The organism is Ruegeria sp. L12 (assembly GCF_056531745.1).
Genome location: NZ_JBQFMH010000009.1, coordinates 71,538 through 91,955, shown reverse-complemented (window position 1 = coordinate 91,955; position 20,418 = coordinate 71,538). Strand labels below are relative to the sequence as shown.

22 protein-coding genes are annotated in these 20,418 nt (G+C 59.3%); 10 read left to right on the top strand and 12 right to left on the bottom strand.

The features are described 5' to 3' along the window. Nucleotides 1-95: 95 nt before the first annotated feature. The 3 genes from ACR0K9_RS15010 (at nt 96) to deoD (ending at nt 3,228) form a co-directional block, all read left to right on the top strand. Nucleotides 96-2,063: a methylmalonyl-CoA mutase family protein gene (locus ACR0K9_RS15010; protein WP_480824346.1), complete on the top strand. Its 1,968-nt coding sequence runs from the start codon at nt 96-98 to the stop codon at nt 2,061-2,063. 118 nt (nt 2,064-2,181) lie between these two features. Next, nucleotides 2,182-2,499, top strand: coding sequence for an H-NS histone family protein (locus ACR0K9_RS15005; protein ID WP_480824344.1), 318 nt, complete (start codon nt 2,182-2,184; stop codon nt 2,497-2,499). 18 nt (nt 2,500-2,517) lie between these two features. Then, nucleotides 2,518-3,228 carry a purine-nucleoside phosphorylase gene (gene deoD / locus ACR0K9_RS15000; RefSeq protein WP_480824342.1) on the top strand — a complete coding sequence of 237 codons (711 nt, stop codon included), beginning with the start codon at nt 2,518-2,520 and terminating at the stop codon, nt 3,226-3,228. Between the two features lie 10 nt (nt 3,229-3,238). On the opposite strand, the gene ACR0K9_RS14995 is transcribed toward deoD, so the two are convergent. The 11 genes from ACR0K9_RS14995 to ACR0K9_RS14945 form a co-directional block, all read right to left on the bottom strand. After that, nucleotides 3,239-4,102, bottom strand: coding sequence for an urea carboxylase-associated family protein (locus ACR0K9_RS14995; protein ID WP_480824340.1), 864 nt, complete (start codon nt 4,100-4,102; stop codon nt 3,239-3,241). Between the two features lie 296 nt (nt 4,103-4,398). After that, nucleotides 4,399-4,539 (bottom strand): hypothetical protein, encoded by a 141-nt coding sequence (locus ACR0K9_RS14990; protein WP_480533241.1) that lies wholly within the window; start codon nt 4,537-4,539, stop codon nt 4,399-4,401. Between the two features lie 131 nt (nt 4,540-4,670). After that, on the bottom strand, nt 4,671-5,450 hold the full coding sequence (locus ACR0K9_RS14985; RefSeq protein ID WP_480824338.1) for a succinate dehydrogenase iron-sulfur subunit: 780 nt from the start codon (nt 5,448-5,450) through the stop codon (nt 4,671-4,673). A 12-nt stretch (nt 5,451-5,462) separates the two neighbouring features. Next, nucleotides 5,463-7,268, bottom strand: a complete 1,806-nt coding sequence (gene sdhA, locus ACR0K9_RS14980) for a succinate dehydrogenase flavoprotein subunit (protein WP_480824336.1) — start codon at nt 7,266-7,268, stop codon at nt 5,463-5,465. 18 nt (nt 7,269-7,286) lie between these two features. Next, the gene (gene sdhD, locus ACR0K9_RS14975; RefSeq protein WP_480533247.1) at nt 7,287-7,658 is read right to left on the bottom strand and encodes a succinate dehydrogenase, hydrophobic membrane anchor protein; all 372 of its coding nucleotides are present in this window, start codon (nt 7,656-7,658) and stop codon (nt 7,287-7,289) included. 12 nt (nt 7,659-7,670) lie between these two features. Beyond that, on the bottom strand, nt 7,671-8,057 hold the full coding sequence (gene sdhC, locus ACR0K9_RS14970; protein ID WP_480533249.1) for a succinate dehydrogenase, cytochrome b556 subunit: 387 nt from the start codon (nt 8,055-8,057) through the stop codon (nt 7,671-7,673). A 215-nt stretch (nt 8,058-8,272) separates the two neighbouring features. Continuing rightward, nucleotides 8,273-8,935: a DUF1194 domain-containing protein gene (locus ACR0K9_RS14965; protein ID WP_480824335.1), complete on the bottom strand. Its 663-nt coding sequence runs from the start codon at nt 8,933-8,935 to the stop codon at nt 8,273-8,275. A gap of 66 nt (nt 8,936-9,001) precedes the next feature. Then, nucleotides 9,002-10,030, bottom strand: a complete 1,029-nt coding sequence (locus ACR0K9_RS14960; protein ID WP_480824333.1) for a MaoC family dehydratase — start codon at nt 10,028-10,030, stop codon at nt 9,002-9,004. Beyond that, nucleotides 10,030-10,236, bottom strand: coding sequence for a DUF1737 domain-containing protein (locus ACR0K9_RS14955; protein ID WP_480824331.1), 207 nt, complete (start codon nt 10,234-10,236; stop codon nt 10,030-10,032). Before ACR0K9_RS14955 ends, ACR0K9_RS14960 begins: the two co-directional genes overlap by 1 nt. A gap of 12 nt (nt 10,237-10,248) precedes the next feature. Continuing rightward, the gene (locus ACR0K9_RS14950; protein WP_480824329.1) at nt 10,249-10,803 is read right to left on the bottom strand and encodes an NnrU family protein; all 555 of its coding nucleotides are present in this window, start codon (nt 10,801-10,803) and stop codon (nt 10,249-10,251) included. A gap of 7 nt (nt 10,804-10,810) precedes the next feature. After that, nucleotides 10,811-11,668 (bottom strand): HpcH/HpaI aldolase/citrate lyase family protein, encoded by an 858-nt coding sequence (locus ACR0K9_RS14945; protein WP_480824327.1) that lies wholly within the window; start codon nt 11,666-11,668, stop codon nt 10,811-10,813. 177 nt (nt 11,669-11,845) lie between these two features. Between ACR0K9_RS14945 and ACR0K9_RS14940 the strand changes: the two genes are divergently transcribed. Beyond that, nucleotides 11,846-12,145, top strand: coding sequence for a hypothetical protein (locus ACR0K9_RS14940; RefSeq protein WP_480824325.1), 300 nt, complete (start codon nt 11,846-11,848; stop codon nt 12,143-12,145). On the opposite strand, the gene ACR0K9_RS14935 is transcribed toward ACR0K9_RS14940, so the two are convergent. Beyond that, nucleotides 12,142-12,897, bottom strand: a complete 756-nt coding sequence (locus ACR0K9_RS14935) for a sulfite exporter TauE/SafE family protein (RefSeq protein ID WP_480824323.1) — start codon at nt 12,895-12,897, stop codon at nt 12,142-12,144. The two genes, ACR0K9_RS14940 and ACR0K9_RS14935, sit on opposite strands and share 4 nt — an antisense overlap. A gap of 161 nt (nt 12,898-13,058) precedes the next feature. Here ACR0K9_RS14935 and mdh point away from each other — a divergent pair, with 161 nt between their 5' ends. The 6 genes from mdh (at nt 13,059) to ACR0K9_RS14905 (ending at nt 20,417) form a co-directional block, all read left to right on the top strand. Then, nucleotides 13,059-14,021, top strand: coding sequence for a malate dehydrogenase (gene mdh / locus ACR0K9_RS14930; protein WP_170353522.1), 963 nt, complete (start codon nt 13,059-13,061; stop codon nt 14,019-14,021). A gap of 309 nt (nt 14,022-14,330) precedes the next feature. Then, nucleotides 14,331-15,524 carry an ADP-forming succinate--CoA ligase subunit beta gene (gene sucC, locus ACR0K9_RS14925; RefSeq protein WP_480533266.1) on the top strand — a complete coding sequence of 398 codons (1,194 nt, stop codon included), beginning with the start codon at nt 14,331-14,333 and terminating at the stop codon, nt 15,522-15,524. Nucleotides 15,525-15,607: 83 nt separating this feature from the next. Further along, nucleotides 15,608-16,489, top strand: coding sequence for a succinate--CoA ligase subunit alpha (gene sucD / locus ACR0K9_RS14920; RefSeq protein ID WP_152456828.1), 882 nt, complete (start codon nt 15,608-15,610; stop codon nt 16,487-16,489). Nucleotides 16,490-16,609: 120 nt separating this feature from the next. Next, on the top strand, nt 16,610-16,921 hold the full coding sequence (locus tag ACR0K9_RS14915; protein ID WP_480824321.1) for a hypothetical protein: 312 nt from the start codon (nt 16,610-16,612) through the stop codon (nt 16,919-16,921). A 2-nt stretch (nt 16,922-16,923) separates the two neighbouring features. Then, nucleotides 16,924-17,463 carry a DUF805 domain-containing protein gene (locus ACR0K9_RS14910; protein ID WP_480667259.1) on the top strand — a complete coding sequence of 180 codons (540 nt, stop codon included), beginning with the start codon at nt 16,924-16,926 and terminating at the stop codon, nt 17,461-17,463. Continuing rightward, nucleotides 17,460-20,417, top strand: coding sequence for a 2-oxoglutarate dehydrogenase E1 component (locus ACR0K9_RS14905; RefSeq protein ID WP_480824319.1), 2,958 nt, complete (start codon nt 17,460-17,462; stop codon nt 20,415-20,417). Before ACR0K9_RS14910 ends, ACR0K9_RS14905 begins: the two co-directional genes overlap by 4 nt. Nucleotide 20,418 lies beyond the last annotated feature (1 nt).

Here is a 20,418-nt window from a genome sequence, read left to right as displayed (position 1 = left end):
TATGCCGCGACGCAGCGAATTGACATGTGTCGAAAATTACGATTTACCACCATGGAACGTAATTTTGTTGCTCACTCAAATCATGAGGCCCACTTATGACGCAGATGCAGAAAGACCGCCCGTGGCTGATCCGAACCTATGCCGGTCATTCAACGGCCCAAGCGTCAAATGCGCTCTATCGTGCCAACCTTGCAAAAGGGCAGACCGGTCTGTCCGTGGCCTTCGATCTGCCGACGCAAACCGGGTATGACAGCGACCATGTTCTGGCGCGGGGCGAGGTCGGCAAGGTGGGCGTGCCAATCTGCCATCTGGGTGACATGCGGATGCTGTTCGATCAGATTCCGCTGGAACAGATGAACACCTCGATGACGATCAACGCCACAGCACCTTGGCTGCTGGCGCTTTATATTGCGGTGGCCGAGGAACAGGGCGCTGATGTATCAAAACTGCAGGGCACGGTTCAGAACGATCTGATCAAGGAATACCTGAGCCGGGGTACCTATGTCTGCCCGCCAAAACCGTCACTGAAGATGATCGCGGATGTGGCCGAGTATTGTTATACTAACGTGCCGAAATGGAACCCGATGAACGTGTGTTCCTATCACCTGCAAGAGGCTGGTGCGACACCCGAGCAAGAGCTGGCCTATGCGCTTGCCACGGCCATCGCTGTACTGGATGAACTGCGCCCCCGCGTTCCGGCCGAGGATTTCCCGGCCTTGTGTGGTCGGATTTCGTTCTTCGTGAATGCGGGCATCCGGTTTGTCACCGAAATGTGCAAAATGCGCGCCTTTGTCGATCTTTGGGATGAGATTCTGCAACAGCGCTATGGTGTCGAAGACCCCAAATTCCGCCGATTCCGTTACGGTGTTCAGGTCAACTCGCTGGGTCTGACCGAGCAGCAACCCGAAAACAACGTCTATCGCATCCTGATCGAAATGCTGGCTGTGACGCTGTCAAAGAAAGCCCGCGCGCGTGCCGTGCAACTGCCCGCATGGAACGAGGCACTTGGTCTGCCGCGCCCGTGGGATCAGCAATGGTCAATGCGGATGCAGCAGATTCTGGCCTATGAGACCGATCTGCTGGAATATGGCGATCTGTTCGATGGCAACCCCGCAGTCGATGCAAAGGTCGAAGAACTTAAGGAAGGCGCGCGCGCTGAATTGGCAAACCTCGAGTCGATGGGCGGCGCGGTTGCCTCGATCGAGTACATGAAGTCCCGTCTGGTGGATTCAAACGCGGAACGGCTGAACCGGATCGAGCGCAACGAAACCACTGTCGTTGGTGTGAACAAGTGGACCGAGGGTGAGCCTTCGCCCCTGCAGACCGAGGATGGCGGCATCATGGTTGTTGATCCCGCCGTCGAGCAGGAACAAATCGGGCGTTTGGATGATTGGCGAACCGCCCGCGACGACGCCGCAGTCGAAGCGGCGCTTCGGGACTTGCGCGAAGCAGCCAAATCAGGGGCCAACGTGATGGCACCTTCGATTGCCGCCGCCAGGGCGGGTGTGACAACCGGTGAATGGGCCGAGGAAATGCGCAAAGCCTATGGCACCTATCGGGGGCCGACGGGCGTTTCGGGATCGGTGTCCAACAAAACCGAAGGGCTGGAGGACCTGCGCGCAGCGGTCGATGCGGTTAGCGACAGGCTGGGACGTCGGTTGAAATTCCTGGTCGGCAAACCGGGCCTTGACGGACATTCGAACGGCGCCGAACAGATTGCTTTCCGCGCCCGCGATTGCGGCATGGACATCAGCTATGAGGGCATTCGCCTGACACCGGAAGAAATTGTCACAGCAGCGCGCGAAGACGACGCCCATGTTATCGGCCTGTCGATCCTCTCGGGCAGTCACCTGCCGCTGGTGCAGGACGTGATGGCCCGCCTGGGAGAGGAAGGCCTGGGCCATATCCCGGTGGTGGTTGGCGGCATTATTCCCGACGAGGACGCCGAGGCGCTGCGCGCAATAGGGGTCGCCAAGATCTACACACCCAAGAACTTTGAGCTGAACGCGATCATGGGCGATATCATCACTCTGGCTGATCCAAAGGAATTGGCTGCGGAATAATCGCACGAGAGTTTTATAAATCTCCATTTCTATTTCTGTTAAAAAGGGAATAGACAGGGCCGGAAATCACAATTTCCCAATGCCACAGCGTTGGGAATTAACGGTCTGGAGAAATACAATGGCAATCGATCTTGAAAAAATGTCGCGCAAGGAATTGCTTGAATTGCGAAATAAGGTCGAAAAAGCGCTGAAAGGTGCGGAATCGCGAGAGCGGAAAGAAGCGTTGAAAGCGGCTGAGAAAGCCGCTGCAGAGTTCGGATTTTCTTTGTCCGAATTGTCGCCGGACAGCGGGAAAGCCGCAAAAACCGGTAAAACAGCCCCAAAATACCGCAACCCAAACGATTCTTCGCAGACCTGGACAGGCCGGGGCCGCAAACCGAAATGGGTGCACGACGCGCTGAAATCCGGGGCCGATATCGCTGATTTGGAAATCTGAGCGGAGGTCTTTGCCAAAATGACAATTCATATCGGTGCCGAAAAGGGCGATATCGCAGAAACCGTTCTTCTGCCGGGCGACCCCTATCGTGCGAAATGGGCCGCCAAGACCTTTCTGCAGGACGTCAGGCAAGTCAATGACGTCCGAGGCATGCTTGGCTTTACCGGTACGTGGAACGGAAATGCCGTGACCATCCAGGGCAGCGGCATGGGGATGCCGTCGCTGTCGATCTACGTCAATGAATTGATCCGTGACTATGGGGCGAAAACCCTGATCCGCATCGGGTCGTGCGGGGGCATGCAGGACAGCGTCAATGTGCGAGATGTCATCCTGGCCATGACCTCCACCACGCTCAGCACGCCGTCGCGCGGAATCATGAAAGAGATGAACTTTGCCCCCTGCGCCGATTGGGGTCTGCTGCAGGCCGCCGCGCAAGCGGCACAGGCCAAAGGCACACCAACCCATGTGGGCGGCATCTATTCATCGGACGTGTTCTACGACGAACGCCCGGACCTGAACGAACAGATGGTACGCCACGGTATTCTCGGGGTCGAAATGGAAGCGGCCGAGCTTTATATCCTCGCCGCCCGCCACAAATGCCGTGCCCTTGCGGTGCTGACCGTTTCCGACCACCTGCTGACCGGCGAAGCGCTGCCCTCATCCGAGCGCGAGCGCAGCTTTGGCGACATGGTCGAAATCGCGCTTGAGGCGGCGTTCTCGGCCTCGTAGCACCCCCAATCTAACGCCCATGCGTGCGATCATAGGCATTGCGCGCAGGGCTGCTCCACCCTTCCAACGCGCCTGCGGCGGGGGCAAAGACCTCGACTAGAAGTGGATGGCACGCCGCTGTATCCGATGAATGCTCGGACGAGCAATCGCCACCGGGGCAGGCGCTGAGATCGCCCAGCAGGTCAATCTCGGCGAAGAACTCCAGATAATCGCCGGGACGCACCGGTGAGGCCTTCATGAAATACTGACCGGTATCGCGGGTGAACCCGGTGCACATGAACACGTTCAGCACGTCATGGACGGTGGGTTCTGCCTCGGCCAGAGGGATATTCAAGTGATCCGCCAAGGCGCGGGTCAGGTTCGAATGGCAGCAATGGTGGTACTGCGTCCCCGACAGCAGATTGCCAGTATAGGGATCACAGCGGGTGCCAATCACATCATGAACCGACCCGCCAAACGTATCGATACCATACCAGCCAAGGGTATCCGCCGTGATCGTCGCCATCGGGCGCAAGTGCGGAAAGCTTGACCACATCCGTTCACCCGTCGTCAGATGCGTGCCGTGCAGCGCCCGTGTCTTGCCGGAATAGAACCGCTCGGACAGGTCGTTCAGGTTCCACAGGTTCAGGTCCCCGACCTGCGGCCCCTCGACCGAAGTGATGCGAAAAAAGTGCCCGGCGGGAACTTCGAAACAACGCGCATCACGCGCGGGTACCAGCACCTCATGGGTCTTTTGCGCTGTTTCGCGGGCGGCTTGATACAGTGCCAACTCAGGTTTTGGTAGGCCGTCAGTGGGATAGCAGATAACAGGAGCGACGGCGCGACGGGCCTCGGCATCATGTGGCGGGCAAGTGGTGGTCTGAGATTCTGTCATGACCCGAGACTGGCTCAGTTCGCACTGGCGGAAAAGCCCAAAGAGTTTGCACCTGTCAGCCCTGCCCTTTCAGGCACCGGGTCGGCTCTTCATCCGATTGCGAAACCGCGCCGCAAAAACTGCAGCGCCACTGCCCCTCATCTCGGTGTTGCCGCCACCGACACTCTCGCGTCAGCGATGTGGTTCGGGATCGCCAGAAGAGATAAGCGAAGACACCGGCGGCAAGCAAAAGCAGAAGAACGGGCATTCCTCTGCTTTGCCGATTGGCCAGCGATTTTCAAGGTTGAACAGGCGCTTTAAGCGGCGTTGGCGTATTCGAACAGCCCAGGCTGCTCTTCAAACACCGGATGCTTGGGTTCGGGCGTATAGTAAGCCCAAGCTTGCTCCAGAAGCTCCAGTGCTTCGGCGGCGTCGGGTTTCTTGTTTTCTGTGCTCATCGGAGTGATCCTGTAGTCGTCCTGTCACTCCTCCCCCTCCAAACCATACGCCCGCCCGAAGGCAGGCGCATCGTTCAATTTTGCAGACGGGGATTGCACTTGCCGCAAACCGGCAAGTGCTGCGTTCTGGGTCAGACCGCGCGTTCCACCATCATCTTCTTGATCTCGGCAATCGCCTTCGCCGGGTTCAGACCTTTGGGGCAGGTCTTGGCGCAGTTCATGATGGTGTGGCAGCGATACAGCTTGAACGGATCTTCCAGTTCATCCAGACGCTCGCCCGTGGCCTCGTCCCGGCTGTCGATGATCCAGCGATAGGCGTGCAGCAGCGCGGCGGGGCCAAGGTAGCGATCACCGTTCCACCAATAGCTGGGGCACGAGGTCGAGCAGCTGGCGCACATCACGCATTCATATAGACCATCCAGCTTCTTGCGGTCTTCGATTGACTGCTTCCATTCCTTCGCCGGGCGGTTGGTCTTGGTTTCCAGCCACGGCATGATGGAGGCGTGCTGGGCATAGAAATGGGTCAGATCGGGGATCAGGTCCTTGACCACCGGCATATGCGGCAGAGGATAGATTTTCACGTCGCCCTTGATCTCATCCATGCCATAGATGCAGGCCAGCGTGTTGATCCCGTCGATATTCATCGCACAGGACCCGCAAATCCCCTCGCGGCAGGACCGACGGAAGGTCAGAGTCGGATCGATCTCGTTCTTGATCTTGATCAGCGCGTCCAGAACCATCGGCCCGCATGTGCCCATATCGACGAAATAAGTGTCGACACGCGGGTTCTGGCCGTCATCGGGGTTCCAGCGATAGATCTGGAATTTCCGCACATTGGTCGCGCCATCCGGCTTGGGCCAGGTCTTGCCCGTCGTGATGCGCGAATTCTTGGGGAGGGTCAGTTGTACCATAAGTTCCTCTCCTTAGAACGTCCGCGCCTTGGGCGCGATTTTCTTGAGGCTGATGCCACCTTCGTCTTCGGTGGTCAGCGGGTCAACAATGACCGGGCGATAGCTGAGTTCAACTTTGTTGCCTTCAACCCGGCTGACGGTGTGGACTCGCCAGTTTTCGTCGTCACGCTCGGTGAAATCCTCATGTGCGTGGGCGCCGCGGGATTCCTTGCGCGCCTCGGCCCCGACGATGGTGGCCAGAGCGCTTGGCATCAAGTTGGTCAGCTCCAGCGACTCCATCAGGTCGCTGTTCCAGACCAGCGAACGGTCGCTGACTTTAAGGTCGTCCATCTTGGCGGCGATTGCCGTCATCTTCTCAACACCTTCCGCCATCGTTTTCGAGGTCCGGAACACGGCGGCGTCTTCCTGCATGGTCCGTTGCATCTCAAGCCGCAGATCGGCGGTCGGGACGGCGCCGCTAGCGTTGCGCACCGCGTCGAAGCGGTCGAATGCCTTATCGACCGACGCCTGATTCAGAACCGGGTTCGGTGCTTTAGCGTCTACAACCTCACCGGCGCGGATCGCAGCCGCGCGGCCAAACACCACAAGGTCGATCAGCGAGTTCGAACCCAGACGGTTCGCGCCGTGGACCGAGGCACAGCCGGCCTCACCCACAGCCATCAGGCCGGGGACAACAGCAGTCGGGTTGTCGGCGGTGGGGTTCAGAACCTCACCCCAATAGTTGGTCGGGATACCGCCCATGTTATAGTGCACGGTCGGCAGAACCGGGATCGGTTCCTTAGTGACATCGACACCGGCAAACACGCGTGCCGACTCCGAGATACCCGGCAGACGTTCGGCCAGTGCTTCGGCAGGCAGGTGGCTGAGGTTCAGGTGAATGTGGTCGCCATTCTCGCCGTGACCACGACCTTCGCGGATTTCCATGGTCATCGAGCGCGAAACATAGTCACGCGGCGCGAGGTCCTTGTACTGGGGCGCATAACGCTCCATGAACCGCTCGCCTTCCGAGTTGGTGAGGTACCCCCCTTCACCACGTGCGCCTTCGGTGATCAAGCAGCCCGAACCGTAGATGCCGGTCGGGTGGAACTGAACGAATTCCATATCCTGCAAAGCCAATCCCGCGCGGGCCACCATACCGCCGCCGTCGCCGGTGCAGGTATGGGCCGAAGTTGCGCTGAAATAGGCGCGGCCGTAACCACCGGTCGCTAGCACAACCATCTTGGCATTGAAGACGTGCATCGTGCCGTCGTCCAGCTTCCAGCAGACAACCCCCTGACACTGCCCATCGTCGGACATGATCAGGTCGATGGCGAAGTATTCGATGTAGAACTCGGCGTTGTTCTTCAGCGACTGACCATAGAGCGTGTGCAGGATCGCGTGGCCGGTCCGGTCAGCTGCGGCGCAGGTCCGCTGCACGGCGGGGCCTTCACCGAATTCAGTGGTGTGACCGCCAAACGGGCGCTGATAAATCTTGCCCTCTTCCGTGCGGCTGAACGGCACGCCGTAATGTTCCAGCTCATAAACCGCCTTGGGTGCTTCACGCGCGAGGTATTCCATCGCGTCGGTGTCACCCAGCCAGTCCGAGCCCTTGACGGTGTCATACATGTGCCACTGCCAGTTGTCCGGCCCCATGTTCGACAGCGACGCGGCGATGCCGCCCTGTGCCGCCACTGTGTGCGAGCGGGTCGGGAAAACCTTGGTCACACAGGCCGTGCGCAGACCCTGTTCTGCCATACCCAGCGTCGCCCGCAGACCGGCCCCACCGGCGCCGACAACGACCACGTCATATTCGTGCGTTTCGTATTCGTATGCAGCCATTTCTTTCAGCTCCGGGGGTTAGAGGGCAATGCGTGCGATGGCGAACAAGCCGGCAGCCGCCGCACCATAAGACAGACAGGTGGTGAGGATGATCAGAACCTTCTCTGCCGTGCCATGCACATAATCCTCAAGCATCACCTGCGCGCCATCGGCAAAATGCTTGAAGCCAACGGCCAGCGTCAGCGCGGCGACAATGGCCGGGAACGGACGCGCGTAATAGTCCAGCACCACGTCATAAGGCTGACCCAAAACCGGGCCAAAGGTGAAAATGAACAAGGGAACGAGGATCAACAAAGCCACCGAGCTGACTTTCATCCGCCAGAAATGAGCCGTTCCGGATTTCGCAGAACCGAGGCCGGCGGCCCGCTTGCGGTCGGTAAGATAACGCATGTCGGACCTCCTTTACGCGACGATCAACAGGGTCAGCAGGGTCAGAACCACCGATCCGATGACCACGGCCCATCCCAGTTTGGTTGCGGTGGGAATATCCAGACCAACCGCGTTGTCCCAGATCAGGTGCCGCACACCGGCCAGCGTGTGATACCAAAGACCCCACAGCGACAGCGCCATGACCAGATCACCCAGAACCGAGGTCAGCCACCAGTTCGCGCGCTCAAACGCGTCGGGCGAGGTTGCAGCCGCCAGAAACCACCAGACGATCAGCAGGCCCGCCACCAACATGGCATTGCCAGTGATACGGGTCAGGATGGATGTGACCGACGTCAGCTGCGGACGATAGATCGACAGATGCGGCGAAAGCGGGCGATTGCCCCGATTTACATCGGCCATGGCGGCTCCTTTTCGGTTGGCTACCGAACGTTTTACTGGTTTTTGCGACACTGTCACCTGCTGCGGGTGCAAAAAGGGTTAAATTCAGCGCGATTCCTCCAATAAGTCGAAAATGTGATCACGAGATTATTTTGTGTGATCACAAATAGCATTCAACCACATCAATGTTAGCGTTTTCAATGGAAAGACTATGTGATCACGAATCTATGCGCGGCTCATTTCAGACCCGCGGTTTGCTGCGTCACTTCGCGCAACAGCTTTTTTCGGATTCGCTCCGGATAGTCGGTAAACCCGGCGGCCGAGACGACAAAAGCGCCCTCTCCGACGATGACGTTCTCAAAGAAATAGGCAGTCAGGTCCGGTTCGCTCTCTTCTATGGCGATGGCGTTCACGGTCACCCCCCGATCACGCAACCAGGGATGCAGCGTCGCCGGCTCGACCCCCTCGTTGGAAACGCCGTCACCCGACAGGTCGATCAGGTGGCGTTTGCAATCCGTCACGCTGTCGAAATGCGCGATGGTCATCTCAAGCGCCTCCCCGATCGCCGTCGAGAAGTTGCGCCAGACGCGCGGATCGGCTGCGACCTGCTCGGCAAAGCTGTCGAGGGTTGCGAAACTGTCGATCCGGGTCCACGGAATGGTGACCCGCTGACGCGAGCTGCCGGTCCATTGCACCAGCAGCAACCGGGCCTGTCCGCGCACCAAAGCCTCGGACACGACAGGGTCCCGCAGACCGGCCGCAAGGCCGTCCATCTGTATGCGGTATTCTTCAGTATCGACCGACCCCGAAACATCCACCGCCAACGCCAGAGCCAGATCACAGGCATTAGCCTGAGAGGCCAGACACAGGCTGGCGGTGAGCGCACGCAACATCATCATGCGTCAAAGGTATCACGGATTTAACAGCCCGTGATCACTTCAATGTCAGCAGCCAGAAGGCAATGCCTACATGGGGATCAAGGCCCAGTAATCCAGATCCAGCAGGACGTTTGGCAGGTACTTGCCTTCCTCGTTGCGCAGGGCAAACGGCTCTCCGCCCTTGGTCGCAACCAGCCTCAGGCGCAGGGCGCCGACACCGGGCGTTGCGGTTTCGACCTTGTCCAGAACCTCGGACCACGCCTTGATCGTATCGCCCGCAAAGCACGGGTTGGCATGGGCGCCGCCGTTCAGTCCGACGATCATCTGCGCGTTTGCCAGACCATTGAAAGACAGGGCCCGCGCCATCGAAATCACGTGGCCGCCATAGATCAGGCGACCCTCGGGGCGGAAAGTCAGGTCGAAATGCACTTTGGCGGTGTTCTGCCACAGACGGGTGGCCAGCATATGCTCGGCCTCTTCTACGGTCACGCCATCGACATGATCTATCGTTTCTCCCGTGTTGTACGCATCCCAGCGGTGATTTTCGCCGGATTGTACAAAATCGTATTTCGAGAAATCGAGACCCTGCGGCATCACCAGATCACTGACGTCCAGCACCTTTTTCAGATCGGGCACAACCGTCTCGGGCGCGGGCGCGTGGAGGTTCGATTTGCGCACCATCACCCAGCGCACATATTCGATCACCGCCTCATCCCGCTGGTTCAACCCGCGCGTGCGCACCCAGACCACCCCGGTTTTGCCGTTCGAATTCTGCTTGAGGCCGATCACCTCGGATTCGGCGCGCAGCGTGTCGCCGGGATAGACCGGTTGCAGCCAGCGACCCTCAGCATAGCCCAGATTTGCCACCGCATTCAGCGAGATATCGGGGACCGTTTTTCCGAACACAACGTGGAAGGCGGCCAGGTCGTCGATGGGGCTTTGCGGCAGACCGCAATTCCGGGCGAACTCGTCCGAGGAATAAAGCGAATGGCGCGCCGGGTAGAGCGCGTGATAGAGCGCGCGTTCGCCATCAGTCACGGTGCGCGGCACAGCGTGGTGCAGCACCTGCCCGATCGTGTAATCCTCGAAAAAGTTACCCGGATTGGTTTTTGCCATTATTGCTGTCCCAGTTTCATGTCAGGGGAATAGTCGTCCGAAACCTCTTTGGTCACGGCCTGCGCACAGCGCATCACGTTGTTTTCCGCATCAAAGGCGTAAGCAGGATCACCATACAGATCCCACCCTTTCGCCAGCGCCTCTGACACCTTGTGGCAAAAGGCCGAGGTGTCTTCTTCCGTCAACAAACGATAAAGTTTCGCCATCTTATCAGCCCCTTAACCACCGAACGGGGACGGGCCAACCAGCCCGTGAATATAGCCCACGATGCCCAGCAGCACGATGGAGCCCACAAAGAACATCGCATCCTTGCCATAGGTGCCGGGTTCACCCGGTGTCCACTCGGGTTCGGATTTGTTGATCACGATCACCTCGACCACAGCCCAGGCCAACAAGCCGCCAAACAGCATGATCGAGGCCAGATCACCATTCACCAGCAGATGCGCAAAGGCCCAGAGCTTGAATCCTGCCAGCATCGGGTGACGCATCCCGTTCAACAGACGCCCTTTCTGGCCCGCCGGGCTCATCATATAAAACGCGATCAGGACCAGCAGGTTATTGACGTGGATCAGGAAGGTCGGCGACGTCCAGACATGGATGAAATCGGTCATGCGATACCCGAAGATCATCAACAAAACCGCCGCGACCAGCGCCAGCGCCACCGCGCCTTTGCCCGCATTCCCCATGGCGGCACGGCGTTCTGGCATCACGCGTTTGAACAGATGTGCGGCCCACCACAGCGCCACACCTAGAATCAGAAGAACAAAGCCCATTGCTGGCTTACCCCGTTTGCAAAGCTACTATCGCCTCTGCTTTTGCCAGAGTTTCGCGGGCAGTTACAACGTGCAGGTTCTCAACAATCTTGCCATCTACGACAGCTACCCCCTGCCCGTTTGCTTCGGTCTCTTCAAAGGCGGCGATCTGACGGCGGGCCAGATCAATTTCATCCTCTGACGGTGCAAAGGCGGTATTGGCAATCTCGACCTGCGCAGGATGAATCAATGTCTTGCCGTCAAAGCCCATATCGCGGCCTTGCGTACATTCGGCCCGCAGCCCGTCTTCGTCCTTGAACGCATTATAGACGCCATCGACGATGATCAGCCCTTCGGCCTTCGCGGCCAGCAGGCACAGACCCAGCGAGGTCATCATCGGCAGGCGGTCGGGGCGGAAACGGGTCTGCAGCTCTTTCGCCAGATCATTGGTGCCCATCACAAACCCTGCCATCAGCGGATGCGCCGCGATTTCTGCGGCGTTCAGCATCCCACGCGGCGTTTCCATCATCGCCCAGATCGGCAGGTCCCCGGTAATCGCGGCCAGTGCATCGACATCTGCGGCCGAGGATACCTTGGGCAACAGCACCGCATCTGCATCCATCTCGCGCACCGCCTCGGCATCGGCGCGGCCCCATTCCGTGTCCAGCCCGTTGATCCGCACGATCTTGACCCGCGCGCCGTACCCTCCGGCGGCCAGGGCCGCCTTGAGCGTCTGGCGGGCGTTTTCCTTTTCATCGGCCGCGACCGCATCTTCGAGGTCAAAGATGATCGCATCCACTGGCAGGCTGCGCGCCTTTTCCAGCGCGCGATCACGCGAGCCGGGGATGTAAAGTACCGAGCGATAGGGGCGTTGGCGCGTGTCCACGGGACTCTCCCTTTGTAATAATGTTGCGCGGAATGGGGCATTTTTTGACGGAAAGTTCAAGGACAAAATCGCCGCAGCGCAGCAATTCCAGTGCAGGGCGCAACGTGCGTTGCCTTAACGCGATCTCTTTCTGGCTGCAGCACGCTGTTTTCAGGAAGGAATCGAAAGGGGTGACCGATGAGGAAGATATTGCTGAAAATGACAATCGGGCTGGGCATCATGGTGCTGGCCGCGCAACAGGTCAGCGCACAGTACTGCGCACCGCGTGAGGATGTGATCAAGCGATTGGTCCAAACCCATGGCGAGACCCGCCGCGGCATCGGCATTGCGCGCCAGGGTGCGGTGATGGAGGTGTATGCCTCGGACCAGACCGGCAGCTGGACCATTATTGTGACCCTGCCCGAAGGTGTGACCTGCCTGATCGCCTCGGGCCAGTCATTTGAGGCGCTGGCCGAAGCCTTGCCGCCCAACGCTTAAGTCAGAGCATCCCAGATCAGCTTGGTTCCGGTTAGGGTCAACAGCACATAGGCGATGTTGAAGAACACGCGTTCGGACAGCATGAAATGCGCCCGAACGCCCAGCCACGCCCCGAGGATTGCGAACGGCGTCAACAACAGATCGGCCAATGCGGTGTGCCATGTGAAAAGACCCAGATACGCAAACGGGACGAATTTCACGGCGTTGATCACCCAGAAAACCAGAACGGTCGAGGCCTGAAACTCGGTCTTCGACAGGCGTTGGGACAGCAGATAGACGGCGGCAGGCGGGCCGCCTGCATGGCTGACAAAGCTGGTGAACCCGGCGACAAGCCCGGCAAACAGCCCGGCCGGGGGCGGCAGACGATTGGCAAAGCCGCGCACCCAGCCGCTGGTCTGGGCGATGTGCCAGATCACGAAACCGACCGAGATCCCTCCGATCAGCAGACGCAGCAAGTCGTCATCGGTGGCGCGATAGAGCCATGCGCCCAGCGCGATACCGGGCACAGCGCCGAGGATCAGAAGGCGGGAATCCGGCCAGCTCCACCGTTTCCAGTAGGGTTTCAGCGTGGCCAGATCGATCACCATCAGGATCGGCAGCATCAGCGCCAGCGCCTGCCCCGGCGTCAGGATCAGCGCCAGAATCGAAGACGATGCAAAGGCCACGCCCGAGCCGAAGCCGCCTTTCGAGATACCCGCAAAGATCACCGCAGGGATCGCCACGGCAAAAAACATCAGGTTCATTTCGAACATCGGGCATTCCGGATATAGGCATGACTCACAGGTGGTTTAGCGCAATCGGTGCGGGCGGCGCAAACGGTATGCGGTCGCATGCCGCGCCGCAGGAGGCTTGCGCGACGTCGTTTTTGCGACTAGCACATCCGCGATTTGAAAACCCATCGGAGATATTCCAAATGGCCAGACCCAAGATCGCGCTGATCGGCGCAGGTCAGATCGGCGGCACGCTCGCCCACCTCGCTGCAATGAAAGAACTTGGGGATGTCGTGCTGTTCGACATCGCCGAAGGCACCCCGGAAGGCAAGGCGCTGGACATCGCCGAATCCGGTCCCTCGGAAGGCTTCGACGCCAAGCTGAAAGGCACCCAGTCCTATGAAGACATCGCCGGTGCCGACGTCTGCATCGTCACCGCTGGTGTGCCGCGCAAACCGGGCATGAGCCGCGACGACCTGCTGGGCATCAACCTGAAGGTCATGAAATCGGTCGGTGAAGGCATCGCCGCAAACGCTCCGGATGCGTTCGTCATCTGCATCACCAACCCACTGGACGCGATGGTCTGGGCCCTGCGTGAATTCTCGGGCCTGCCGCACAACAAAGTCTGTGGCATGGCGGGCGTTCTGGACTCGGGCCGTTTCGCGCATTTCCTGTCGGAAGAGTTCAACGTCTCGATGCGTGACGTTACCGCCTTTGTTCTGGGCGGCCATGGCGACACGATGGTGCCCTCGGTTCGCTATTCGACCGTCGCCGGTATCCCGCTGCCCGATCTGGTCGAGATGGGCTGGACCACACAAGAGAAACTGGACGCCATCGTTCAGCGCACCCGCGACGGTGGTGCCGAAATCGTCGGCCTGCTGAAAACCGGTTCGGCCTTCTATGCGCCCGCCACCTCGGCGATCGAAATGGCCGAAGCCTATCTGAAAGACCAGAAACGCGTTCTGCCCTGTGCGGCCTATTGCAACGGCGAACTGGGCGTTGACGGCATGTATGTCGGTGTGCCCACCGTGATCGGCGCAGGCGGCATCGAGCGTGTCGTCGACATTAAACTGAACGAAGAAGAGCAGGCCGGTTTCGACAACTCGGTCAACGCCGTGAAAGGCCTGATCGAGGCCTGCAAAGGGATCGACAGTTCGCTGGCCTGATCGTCAGCATATGTGAATTTGAAACCGGCCCCTGAGCGGGCCGGTTTTCTTTTGGGTCCCGCGCGACGGGTGCGAGGATGTTGGCGCAAACGTCACAAATCTCACTTATGAATGTGATTTCCTTGTACGAACCCATACAATCGAATCAAACTTACGCTCGCCGTACGCTTTGTGATCACACCCCAAAAACCTGTGATCACAAATACTGAAAATCTTCGGCAATTTCCCGTGACAGGTCAAAAAACTCTTTAAACTTGACCCTTAGACACCCCTATAACGGGGTAATCGTAGTCAGACGGGACAGTTTCGATGAATATTCACGAATATCAGGCCAAAGCTCTTTTGCGCAGCTATGGCGCTCCGGTCTCCGACGGTCGCGCGGTTCTGCGCGCCGAGGAAGCCAAAACCGCAGCCGGTGAACTGGATGGGCCGCTTTGGGTCGTCAAGGCTCAGATCCACGCAGGTGGACGTGGCAAGGGCAGCTTCAAAGAGACCGACGCGGGCGAAAAAGGCGGTGTCCGTCTGACCAAATCGGTGGAAGAAGCCGCCGAGGAAGCCAAGAAGATGCTGGGCCGCACGCTGGTCACCCATCAGACCGGTCCGGCAGGCAAGCAGGTCAACCGCATCTATATCGAGGCCGGGTCCGGCATCGAGCGCGAACTGTACCTGGCCCTGCTGGTGGATCGCCAGACCAGCCGCATCTCGTTTGTCTGCTCGACCGAAGGCGGCATGGATATCGAGGAAGTGGCCGCCGCCACGCCCGAGAAAATCCTCTCATTCTCGGTTGACCCCGCGACCGGCTATCAGGCTTATCACGGTCGCCGCATCGCGTTTTCGCTGGGTCTGCAAGGCGCACAGGTCAAGCAATGCGTCAAACTGATGAACCAGCTCTATAATGCCTTCGTTGAGAAGGACATGGAGATGCTGGAAATCAACCCGCTGATCGTCTCGGACAGCGGCGACCTGAAAGTGCTGGACGCCAAGGTCGGCTTTGACGGCAACGCGGTCTACCGCCACCCTGACATCGCAGAACTGCGCGACACGACCGAGGAAGACCCCAAAGAACTGGAAGCGTCGAAATACGACCTGAACTATATCGCGCTGGATGGTGAGATCGGCTGCATGGTCAACGGCGCCGGTCTGGCAATGGCGACGATGGACATCATCAAGCTGTACGGGGCCGAGCCTGCCAACTTCCTCGACGTGGGTGGCGGTGCGACCAAAGAGAAAGTGACCGAAGCGTTCAAGATCATCACCTCGGACCCACAAGTCAAAGGCATTCTGGTCAACATTTTCGGCGGCATCATGCGCTGTGACGTGATTGCCGAGGGCGTCGTCGCCGCGGTGAAAGAGGTCGGCCTGCAGGTTCCGCTGGTCGTGCGTCTGGAAGGCACGAATGTCGAGAAAGGCAAAGAGATCATCAACACCTCTGGCCTGGACGTGATCGCGGCGGACAACCTGAAAGACGGTGCCGAGAAGATCGTGAAGGCCGTCAAAGGCTGAGTGTCATCCCGTAGGGTGGGCTTCAGCCCACCTTTCCCAAGATTTTGGCGGGCTGACGCCCGCCCTACAAAGGAGAACGCCAGATGGCAGTCCTCATCGACGAAAATACCAAAGTGATCTGTCAGGGCTTCACCGGCTCGCAGGGCACATTCCACAGCGAACAGGCCATTGCCTATGGCACTAAGATGGTCGGCGGCGTGACGCCCGGCAAAGGTGGGATGGAGCATCTGGGCTTGCCCGTGTTCAACTCGGTCCACGAGGCTAAGCATGTGACCGAAGCCAATGCCTCGGTGATTTATGTTCCGCCGCCCTTTGCGGCTGACTCGATCCTTGAGGCGATTGATGCCGAGATGGAAGTGATCGTCTGCATCACCGAAGGCATCCCGGTTCTGGACATGATGAAGGTGAAGCGCGCGCTGGAAGGCAGCAAATCACGCCTGATCGGCCCGAACTGCCCCGGTGTCATCACCCCCGACGCCTGCAAGATCGGCATCATGCCCGGCCACATCCACAAGCGCGGCTCAGTCGGTGTTGTGTCGCGTTCGGGCACGCTCACCTATGAGGCCGTCAAGCAGACCACCGATGTGGGTCTGGGACAGTCCACCTGCGTCGGCATCGGCGGCGACCCGATCAAAGGCACCGAGCATATCGACGTGCTGGAATGGTTCCTGGCCGATGACGAGACCGAGTCGATCATCATGATCGGTGAGATCGGTGGCTCGGCCGAGGAAGAAGCCGCGCAGTTCCTGGCGGATGAGGCCAAGAAGGGCCGCAAAAAGCCGACTGCCGGATTCATCGCAGGCCGCACGGCCCCTCCGGGCCGCCGCATGGGCCACGCGGGCGCGATTGTTGCCGGCGGCAAGGGCGGTGCCGAGGACAAAATCGAAGCCATGCGCTCCGCCGGTATCGTTGTGGCCGAAAGCCCGGCACAGCTGGGTGAGGCTGTGCTGGAAGCGATTGGATGATAGTTGACCGACCCTCCATAGGCGCTGAGGGCAGCGCCCGACCCTGGGTGGGTGCTGCAAGCGCCCTCCGGGGGGAGAGTCGGGCGCTGCCCGGCGTTGCCGCCGTGCGGGGCATCTGAGATGAGGTTTCTCAAGATCATAGGCTTTCTGTGCTGCCTTCTAGGCGGCTTTTTTGCCTTGTTGTTCTGGACCGCGTCGCTTCCAGAGCGCTTGGCTCAGGAAAACGCACCAGACGGGGTCAGAGTGGTCTTGGTCGATTTTCCAAGCGATCCGAACATCGTGTCCTATGATCCAAGTCTGATTTCTTCGGATGCATTGTTCACATTTGGCAGGCAGCTTTGCGGCGATACGCCGGTTGTTTCAGAGTTGGAGCCGACATTCCTTGACAGGTTGCGCGACAATCAGCGCGCGAGCATAGTTTGCGGGTTATGAAGATGACCTTCTCTGACGCCATCCGCACCTGTTTCTCCAAATTCTTCACCTTCTCGGGTCGTGCCTCGCGGCCTGAATACTGGTTCTTTTTCCTGTTCATCTTGATCTGGAGCATCATCGCCGGGGTCATTGACCTGCAGTTCTTCACTCAGGTCGCGGTAACCGAGACCGAGACGTCCAAATCCGTCGCGGCCACCTCAACGGGCCCGGTACAGAGTATCGTCAGCCTGATCGTGTTTTTCCCGCACCTCGCCGTCGCGTGGCGGCGGATGCATGACACCGGGCGCAGCGGACTTTACGCTCTGCTGCCGATCCTGCTGATCCTTGGTGCGCTCGCCGTTCTGATCTTTGGTATCGGCCTTGCCAGTCAGTTCCATGGTGGCACGCTCGACATCCTGTTCACCCGCGCCACACTTCTTATCGTCATTCCGACACTTATCGTTCTGTTTGTGTCGCCCCTCCTGGTTCTGTGGTGGCTCTCCCGCCCCAGCCAGCCAGGCACCAACCAATACGGTCCCAACCCATATGAGGTAGTCCCATGACCGAACACTCGCCCAACTCAGCCTTTCATGCCTCAAGCTTCATGCAGGGGCATAATGCCGAATATCTGGAGCAGCTTTATGCCCAGTACACCAAGAACCCCGGTGCGGTCGACGCAGCCTGGGTCGAGTTCTTCAAGGCCATGGGCGACGATGCGCCGGATGTGCAGCGCGAGGCCGAGGGGCCATCTTGGGCGCGGACCGACTGGCCTCCGATGCCAGCGGACGATCTGACAGGTGCGTTGACCGGTGAGTGGGCCGAGATCGATGCCAAGGCGGCTGGAAAGAAGATCAAGGAAAAGGCGGCAGACAAGGGCGTTGAGGTCAGCGACGACCAGATCAAGCGCGCGGTGCTGGACAGCCTTCGGGCGCTGATGCTGATCCGAGCCTATCGCATCCGGGGCCATCTGGCCGCTGATCTTGATCCGTTGGGAATGCGCGCAGCCAGTACGCATCCCGAGCTGGACCCCAAGACCTACGGCTTCATCGATGCCGACATGGATCGACCGATCTTTATCGACAACGTGCTGGGCCTGCAGATGGCCAGCATGCGGCAGATCGTCGAGATCGTGAAGCGGACCTATTGCGGCACGTTTGCGCTGCAATACATGCACATCTCGAACCCGGAAGAGGCCGCGTGGCTGAAGGAACGGATCGAGGGCTATGGCAAGGAAATCGCCTTTACCAAGGAAGGCCGCAAGGCGATCCTGAACAAGATGGTCGAGGCCGAGGGTTTCGAGAAGTTCCTGCATGTCAAATACATGGGCACCAAGCGGTTCGGTCTGGACGGTGGCGAGGCGCTGATCCCTGCGATGGAACAGATCATCAAGCGCGGCGGTGCGCTGGGCCTGAGCGATATCGTCATCGGGATGCCGCACCGGGGGCGTCTGAACATTCTGGCCAACGTGATGGGCAAGCCCTACCGCGCCATCTTCAACGAGTTTCAGGGCGGCAGCTTCAAGCCTGAGGACGTGGACGGTTCGGGTGATGTGAAATACCACCTCGGCGCCTCCAGCGACCGCGAGTTTGATGGCAACAGCGTGCACCTGTCGCTGACCGCCAACCCCAGCCACCTTGAGGCGGTGAACCCGGTGGTTCTGGGCAAGGTCCGCGCCAAGCAGGATCAGCTGAACGACGAAGACCGGACCAAGGTGATGGGCATCCTGCTGCACGGTGATGCGGCCTTTGCCGGTCAGGGTGTAGTGGCCGAGGGCTTTGGCCTTTCGGGTCTGAAGGGGCACAAGACCGGCGGCACCATGCATATCGTGGTGAACAACCAGATCGGCTTTACCACCGCGCCGCATTTCAGCCGCTCCAGCCCTTATCCCACGGATATCGCGCTGATGGTCGAAGCGCCGATTTTCCATGTGAACGGCGACGACCCCGAGGCGGTGGTGCACGCGGCGAAGGTGGCGACCGAGTTCCGCCAGAAGTTCCACAAGGACGTGGTCATCGACATCTTCTGCTATCGCCGGTTCGGTCATAACGAGGGTGATGAGCCCATGTTCACCAACCCGATCATGTACAAGAAGATCAAGACCCACAAGACAACGCTATCGCTGTACACCGAGCGTCTGGTCAAAGACGGCCTGATCCCCGAGGGCGAGATCGAGGATATGAAGGCGGCCTTCCAGGCCCATCTGAACGAAGAGTTCGATGCCGGGAAGGATTACAAGCCCAACAAGGCGGACTGGCTGGATGGGCGCTGGTCCCATCTGGACAAGAACAAAGAAGAATACATGCGCGGCGAAACCGCGATTACACCCGAAACACTGTCCGAGATCGGAACGGCCCTGACCAAAGCACCTGACGGTTTCGCGCTGCACAAAACCGTGGGTCGCCTGCTGGACGCCAAGAAACAGATGTTCGAATCCGGCACCGGCTTTGACTGGGCCACGGGCGAGGCGCTGGCCTTCGGGTCATTGCTGACCGAAGGCTACCCTGTGCGTCTGGCCGGACAGGACGCCACACGCGGGACGTTCAGCCAACGCCATTCCGGCTTTGTCAACCAAGAGACCGAAGAACGGTATTATCCGCTGAACAATATCCGCGCCGGGCAGTCACATTACGACGTGATCGACTCGATGCTGTCGGAATACGCGGTCTTGGGTTTCGAATACGGATACTCTCTGGCCGAGCCTAATGCGCTGGTGCTGTGGGAGGCGCAGTTTGGCGATTTCGCCAATGGTGCGCAGATCATGTTCGACCAGTTCATCAGCTCGGGCGAAAGCAAATGGTTGCGCATGTCCGGTCTGGTGACGCTGCTGCCGCACGGGTTCGAGGGGCAAGGCCCGGAACACTCGTCCGCGCGGCTTGAGCGGTTCCTGCAGATGTGCGGTCAGGACAACTGGATCGTGGCGAACTGTACTACGCCTGCGAACTATTTCCACATCCTGCGCCGCCAGCTGCACCGCACCTTCCGCAAGCCGCTGATTCTGGTGACGCCGAAATCGTTGCTGCGCCACAAGCTGGCCGTCAGCACGGCCGAGGATTTCACCACTGGCTCCAGCTTCCACCGGGTGCTGTGGGATGACGCGCAAAAGGGCAACTCGGACACCAAGCTGGTGGCGGATGACAAGATCAAACGGGTCGTCATGTGTTCCGGCAAGGTCTATTTCGACCTGCTGGAGGAACGCGACGCGCGCGGTATCGACGACATCTATCTGATGCGGATCGAGCAATATTACCCGTTCCCGGCGCATTCGCTGATCAATGAGCTTGAGCGCTTCAAAGGGGCCGAGATGGTCTGGTGCCAGGAAGAGCCCAAGAACCAGGGTGCCTGGTCCTTTATCGAACCGAATATCGAATGGGTTCTGACCCGCATCGGCGCAAAACACACTCGCCCGGTATATGCCGGTCGCGCAACTTCGGCCTCGCCCGCGACGGGTCTGGCCAGCCAACACAAAGCCCAACAAGAAGCGCTGGTGAACGAAGCGCTGAGCATTGAAGGAAAGTAAA